At 62.4% G+C, this 6034-nt stretch carries 5 protein-coding genes; 4 read left to right on the top strand and 1 reads right to left on the bottom strand.

Going from position 1 to position 6034, the window contains the following annotated elements; all coding sequences use genetic code 11:
* The first annotated feature begins 9 nt into the window (after nt 1-9).
* From CCN44_RS47960 to CCN44_RS36375, 4 genes are all read left to right on the top strand, one after another.
* Nucleotides 10-69: an SEC-C metal-binding domain-containing protein gene (locus CCN44_RS47960; RefSeq protein WP_086702930.1), complete on the top strand. Its 60-nt coding sequence runs from the start codon at nt 10-12 to the stop codon at nt 67-69.
* 77 nt (nt 70-146) lie between these two features.
* Entirely contained in the window at nt 147-3326 is a 3180-nt protein-coding gene (locus CCN44_RS36385) for a DUF3427 domain-containing protein (protein WP_167404065.1), read from the top strand.
* Nucleotides 3327-3368: 42 nt separating this feature from the next.
* Nucleotides 3369-4379 carry a hypothetical protein gene (locus CCN44_RS36380; RefSeq protein WP_059249758.1) on the top strand — a complete coding sequence of 337 codons (1011 nt, stop codon included), beginning with the start codon at nt 3369-3371 and terminating at the stop codon, nt 4377-4379.
* Between the two features lie 29 nt (nt 4380-4408).
* Nucleotides 4409-5374: a hypothetical protein gene (locus CCN44_RS36375; RefSeq protein WP_086702923.1), complete on the top strand. Its 966-nt coding sequence runs from the start codon at nt 4409-4411 to the stop codon at nt 5372-5374.
* Between the two features lie 54 nt (nt 5375-5428).
* On the opposite strand, the gene CCN44_RS36370 is transcribed toward CCN44_RS36375, so the two are convergent.
* Complete coding sequence (locus tag CCN44_RS36370; protein WP_086702920.1) at nt 5429-5920, bottom strand: DUF2267 domain-containing protein; 492 nt, start codon at nt 5918-5920, stop codon at nt 5429-5431.
* Nucleotides 5921-6034: the final 114 nt, after the last annotated feature.

The raw sequence follows: 6034 nt of genomic DNA, 5'->3' as shown, positions 1-6034 counted from the left end.
AGATGTGTAATAAGAGACAGGTGTTGGTGTGGGGCGGGGGAGGCCTACGGCACCTGTCACGGAGCCTAGCCACCTAGGGCCGCCCTCGGGCTCAGTCCGTCCACTCGTGTCAGTGTCTGCTGTTAGAACAGAGCAGGACCCACACGATGCACCGTGTGTGGACAGCGACGACTGATCAAGGAGCTGGCGTGACGCAACCGGGGGGTCTGGGGAAACCAGTCGCGGGCATCTATGAGCAGCTCGTCACCGAAGACGTCCAGGAACGAGTGGAGGGGCTAGAGGCCGCTGGCTGGAAGGCCATCGACGTCGAGGTCAGTGCCGAGTCCACCCCGCACGTCCTGGCCCGCTACGTCGGTGAAGCTGTGGGTCGAAAGCTCAGCCAAGTCCCGCACGACCAGCAGGTTTCCATCGCCAATCGAGTGTTGCAGGCGTTGGCCAGTGACCCTTCCGATGATGACGCCGCGAGTGCCATCGCGGAGGGGCCGCGCCAACTGCTAGCCCTGGCGGCACAGGAAGCACCTGGCGTGTACGCCATGCGTCCGCTCACTCCGCTGTCGGAGACGGCCCTCATCACCAACTCGCCGGACGACCCCAGCCTGGGGAGCGAACTACGCGCCGAGTTGGCGACGGCCGACCGGATCGATCTCCTGTGCGCGTTCGTCAAGTGGTACGGCCTGCGCGTACTCGAAGACGCCCTACGCGCTGCCAGGGACCGTAAAGTCCCGATTCGCGTCATCACGACCACCTATATCGGCGCAACCGACCGCCATGCCCTGGACCGTCTTGTTCGCGACTTCGGTGCGCAAGTGAAGGTCAACTATGAACTTCGCTCCACTCGACTGCACGCCAAGGCTTGGCTCTTCCGACGCAATAGCGGCTTTGACACGGCGTACGTCGGCAGTTCGAACCTCTCCAAGGCGGCGCTCCTCGACGGCCTGGAGTGGAACGTCCGACTGTCCTCAGTTGCCACGCCAGCGGTGCTCAACAAGTTTGAGGCGACCTTCGATGCGTACTGGAATGACAGCGCATTCGAAACGTACGACCCCGACTCGGACGGCGAACGTCTTGACCGCGCCCTGACTCAGGCAGGTGGGCCAAGCCCGACCACCGACCTACACATCAGTCTGTCTGGGCTTGAGGTACGGCCCTTCCCTCACCAGCGGGACATGTTGGAGCGCCTGCGCGTCGAGCGTGAGATCCGCGGCAGGAACCGCAATCTCCTCGTAGCTGCAACCGGCACCGGCAAGACAGTGATGGCTGCCTTGGACTATCGCGACCTGCGGAAGAAGTGGGGAGACGCATATCCGAGACTGCTCTTCGTAGCCCATCGCAAGGAGATCCTCGACCAATCCCTCCGCAAGTACCGCGAGGTACTCGATGACGCATCCTTTGGTGAGCAGCTCTACGGAGGTCAGGACCCTGTTCACTGGAACCACGTGTTCGCCAGCGTGCAGTCACTCAGTGTTCAACGGCTGGAGCAGCTGGCACCAGAACACTTCGACATCATCGTCATCGATGAGTTTCACCATGCCACGGCGGCCACGTACCGTCGGGTGATCGAGCACTTCAGGCCGAAAGAGCTCCTGGGCCTCACGGCCACTCCCGAGCGCATGGACGGCCTGAATGTTCAAGACGAGTTCTTTGGCGGTCGCATCGCAGCTGAGCTGCGACTCTGGGAAGCCCTCGAAAACGACCTCCTGTGCCCGTTCCACTATTTCGGTATCCCCGACGGAACCGATCTCACCCGTCTCACCTGGCAGAAGGGCTCCTATACCGATCGCGACCTTGACGGGGTCTACACCGGAAATCACGCCCGTGCCCGCATCGTTGTCAAGCAGGTCCGCGACAAGGTATCGAACCCAGGGACCATGCGGGCTCTCGGCTTTTGCGTGTCCAAGGCTCACGCCCATTTCATGGCCGACTTCTTCCGTGCGGCCGGCTTCCAAGCCGTGGCTCTGGACAGCGACTCGCCCGCCGATGTCCGGACACAGGCGCTAGCCGACCTTCGCGTCGGCAAGATCCAGGTCATCTTCTCCGTCGATCTGTTCAACGAAGGCCTCGACATCCCTGACGTCGACACCCTGCTGTTGCTGCGCCCCACCAACAGCGCGACCGTCTTCCTCCAGCAACTGGGCCGAGGTCTTCGCCGCACGGAGACCAAGCCGGTAGTCACCGTACTCGACTTCATTGGCCAACACCGAGCCGAGTTCCGGCTTGAAGAACAGTTCCGCGCCCTAACGAACCTTTCTCGTAACCGGCTCGTCGATCATATCGAGCATGACTTCCCGCAACTGCCCTCCGGATGCCAGATCATCTTGGAAGGCAAGGCTAAGGAGCTCGTCCTCGGTAACATTCGCTCACACCTCAACGCCACAATCAAAACCCTGGTGAAGGAAGTCAGGGAATATCACACTCCGCGCCTCGCGGACTATCTCCGAGAGAGCCGCCGGGAGATCAAGGAGCTGTACAAGAGCGACAACTCCTGGACAACCGTCTTGCGGAAGGCCGGACTGGTACAGGAACCAGCTCCAGCCGGTGAAGCGGCGCTACTCAAGAGGGTTCATGCGTTTCTGCACGTAGACGATCCTGAGCGGGCGCATGCCTACCTCAAGCTTTTGGCCGACGACGCCCCTGGCTACGACAGTCTTACAGCAACCGAGCAGGCGTATGCCCGCATGCTCTTCTTCAACTTGTGGGATGACGCCGGCGGTTACACCAGCTACCAAGCAGGACTAGAGGCGCTGCGGGCGCACCGGGCAGTCCGTGACGAGTTGCGGCAGGTGCTGACGTTCGTCATGGAACGAGCCGACCACTACCCGATCGACCTCTCGGGCCCCCACCGCGCTCTCCCGCTGAAGGTGCACAGCGCTTACAACCGCTCAGAGATCCTCGCAGCTCTTGGTGTGGCCCGCTTCGGCGGTCAGATGCCCCGATCGTTCGCCCAGGGCGTGCAGTGGGTCGAAGAACTCAAGACCGACGCACTCCTCGTCACCCTAGAAAAGAACGAGAAGGACTTCTCCCCCACGGTCCGATACAAGGACTATGCACTGAGCCCGACGCTCTTCCACTGGGAGTCGCAGAACGCGACTTCGGAGAACTCCCCCACTGGCCAGCGCTACCAACAACACGTCCGCCAAGGCAGTCACGTCCTGCTCTTCATGCGCCGCTACAAGAGCACCGACATCGGCAAGTCCCAGCCCTGGATGCTCCTGGGCCCCGCCATCTACGAGCACCACACCGGTAGCAAACCGATGGCGATCACATGGCGACTTGAGCATGAGCTGCCGGCCGACGTATGGAGCTATGCCGCCATCAACGCCGGCTAGTTGACCAACTTTGATGTCAGTCTGATCAGCTAACGTCAAGGTATGGGCATACCTTCGATCACCCCTGGGCTCCTGACCACGCGCGCGGACATGGATGAGCTGTTTGGTGGAGGGAGCCAGGGAGGGATCCTCCCCTCCACTACCACCCCAAACGTCCTGATTTACGTAGACCATGACAGTGGCAAGCAGTACGGCTACGAAGACGGCTGGCTGGCAGAAGAGGACGAGCTTGGGCCGATCTTTGAGTACACAGGTCAGGGAACCAGCGGCGACCAGACGTTCCTAGGGACGAAGGGATCCCGCAACGCGGCAGTCCTGTACCACGCGGAAGCCGGACGATCCCTGCGAGTGTTCATGGCAGAGGGCAAGGTTCCTGGCTCCAAGTCCGGTGCCAAGCAGCAACGTTACATCGGCGAGTTCGCGTTGGATCCAAAGCAGCCGTACACCGTACGCGAGGCGAAGGACCAGCACCACAAGCCACGCCGCATCATCGTTTTCCGTCTGCGCCCCACGGGCGAATACCAACGCCTACCGAAGGATTTGGTCAGACCCGCGGAAGTAACCGATGCACAGAGGGTGTTGGCAACGGTAGCTGCGACCAAGCTGCCCGAGCCCAAGAAAACTACCCCCAAGAAGGTAGCCCCCCGACAGCAGCGTGCAACCGAGAGCAGGCGCGCCGCGCAACCGAGCTTGATCGCCGAACACCGCCAGTCGCAACTCCGGAACGAGTACCTTGAGGAACTCACCACCAGAGGCCATAAAGTTTACGCGTATCAGATAAAGGTCGCCGGCACGACAACCACCCTCACGACAGACCTTTACGATGCCACCGAGCACGAACTGTATTCAGTGCGAGGCGAAAGTAGCCGTGAGGAAGTGCGCACGGCTATCGGCCAACTCAAAGACTACGTACGACACATCAAGCCGCGCCCCAAGCTAGTCGCGCTCCTCCCGGAAAGGCCGCAGGATGACTTGCTGGACCTCCTCCATGTAGAGGGAATCAGCGTCACCTATCAGGATGGCAACGGATACACGAGGAACCCCGCAAGGTAGACGGACTTCTCTTCGCCCCTGGAGTCGCCATGGCAACATCACTGGAGCACGAATTCCTCTCAGACGCAGCCCTGCGCATCATGGAGAGCGCCTCGAGATCGGGACTCTTCGGCTACACAGAGGGGCAGCGCAAGCTCTTCGACTTCTCCTGTGACCTCAAGAAGGACTGGTCGAAGGTAGTCGTTGGACAAACCTTGTGGCAGCACGGCGGTGATGGCATCGACAAGGACCTCCGGACTCTCCTCAACGAGCGCGATGTCTCTGCCGCCGTCTACATTGCCCGCCATGAGAGCCGGCTCCGCGCGCGATTCGCCGAAGTAACCCAGTCCTATCTCGACACTCCCATGCGTGACCGCCTGTCTCGCCTGCGGGTCTTCTGGGTGCCAGCAGACTTCAAGGCAGACAACGAGGGGACCAAGAAGTCCACGTACGACTTCCTGCGGACGGAGATCACCAAGGACCTCCTCATGCACGTCGCTCTCGGCGGGCTCACTCCCCAAGACGTGAAGAGATTCGCCGCCTCACGACGTCCCGGCCTTCCCCTTACGATTCTTTCCCACGTCAAGGCGTACGGCTACCTCAGCCACAAGCACACAGCGAAGGCCCTAGACGTAAATCTGAACGCCCTACGATCCGAGACCGAGCGTCTCTTCATCATCGGCTTCATGGAAAGCGAGAGTCTGCAAGGCGGTATATATCAGGTTACCGATAGCGGGAACGCAATGCTCGACATCTGCTCGCGTCTACGCGACTACCTCCATGGAAACCTGGGTCAGGACAACAGGAACGCAGAGTTCGAGCACATATGTAGCCTCTTGGGAATGGATTACCCATCCATACCCACCACAGCTCGCCTGCTAGGCAAGGATGCTGAGGTAGACCTCCAGGACCCTACGGCCCTGTTGTTGCAACACGTGGCACAAGCCGACCAAGACGGTTCAGTGCACTGGTCAGCGCCGTACTTCACATTGCCTGCGGCCTCCACGCTCTTCTAGCGAACGCCTGCGGACGACGGGCGCCGCGTGGTGAGGGCGGCGCCCGTCGGGTGGTCAAGCCGTCGGTGCCAGGTCCGCTCGGCCGAAGAGGAGGGCGTAGCCCGGGGGGAGTTGGGTGAGGAGGCGGGTGGTCAGGGGGTCGCCCACCCGGTCGGCCAGGACGCTGAGGACCGAGCTGACGTCCCAGCGGGCCGTGGCGGGGGTCGAGCCCTCGATGCGGGTGGCCACCGACTCGACGAACTCGCGGGCCGTCAGGGGGTGGGTCGCGGGGATCTGGGAGGCGATCACTCGGCCCGCCTCGCGGGGGAGCGCCTGCGCCAGGGCCACGCGTTCGTCGCCGGTGACGTGGCCGCCCAGCGCCGAGAGGACGATGCGGGTGACGCGTTCCGCCTCCGCCCTCGTCGCGTACTGGCCCGCCTCGCGCACCGCCTCGGTCAGCTCCAGCCAGTCGGCGTCCTCCGCCCCGCCCTTGGCCTGGGGACGCGGGGACGGGGTCGGGGCGGGGATGGTGGTTGTCGGCTGCGGGTGCGGGGTCGTCACGGTCATCGTGCTGGCTCCTCCTCCGGGACACTTCGGGGCACCGGAAGCCCGGTTACCCCGTAATGCAGCGGGCATGAGCGGCAGTTCGGCCAATCTGCGGCCTGTTGGGGACGTGGGGGA

Origin of the sequence: Streptomyces tricolor (genome assembly GCF_002155905.1) — a bacterium.
Classification (GTDB): domain Bacteria; phylum Actinomycetota; class Actinomycetes; order Streptomycetales; family Streptomycetaceae; genus Streptomyces; species Streptomyces tricolor.
This window is presented reverse-complemented; position numbering and strand designations above follow the sequence as displayed.

What these genes read in the sequence shown, in the direction of transcription:
- CCN44_RS36385 (WP_167404065.1), top strand. Translation starts at nt 147, where the DNA reads ATGCACCGTGTGTGGACAGCGACGACTGATCAAGGAGCTGGCGTGACG.
- CCN44_RS36380 (WP_059249758.1), top strand. Translation starts at nt 3,369, where the DNA reads ATGGGCATACCTTCGATCACCCCTGGGCTCCTGACCACGCGCGCGGAC.
- CCN44_RS36375 (WP_086702923.1), top strand. Translation starts at nt 4,409, where the DNA reads ATGGCAACATCACTGGAGCACGAATTCCTCTCAGACGCAGCCCTGCGC.
- CCN44_RS36370 (WP_086702920.1), bottom strand. Translation starts at nt 5,920, where the DNA reads ATGACCGTGACGACCCCGCACCCGCAGCCGACAACCACCATCCCCGCC.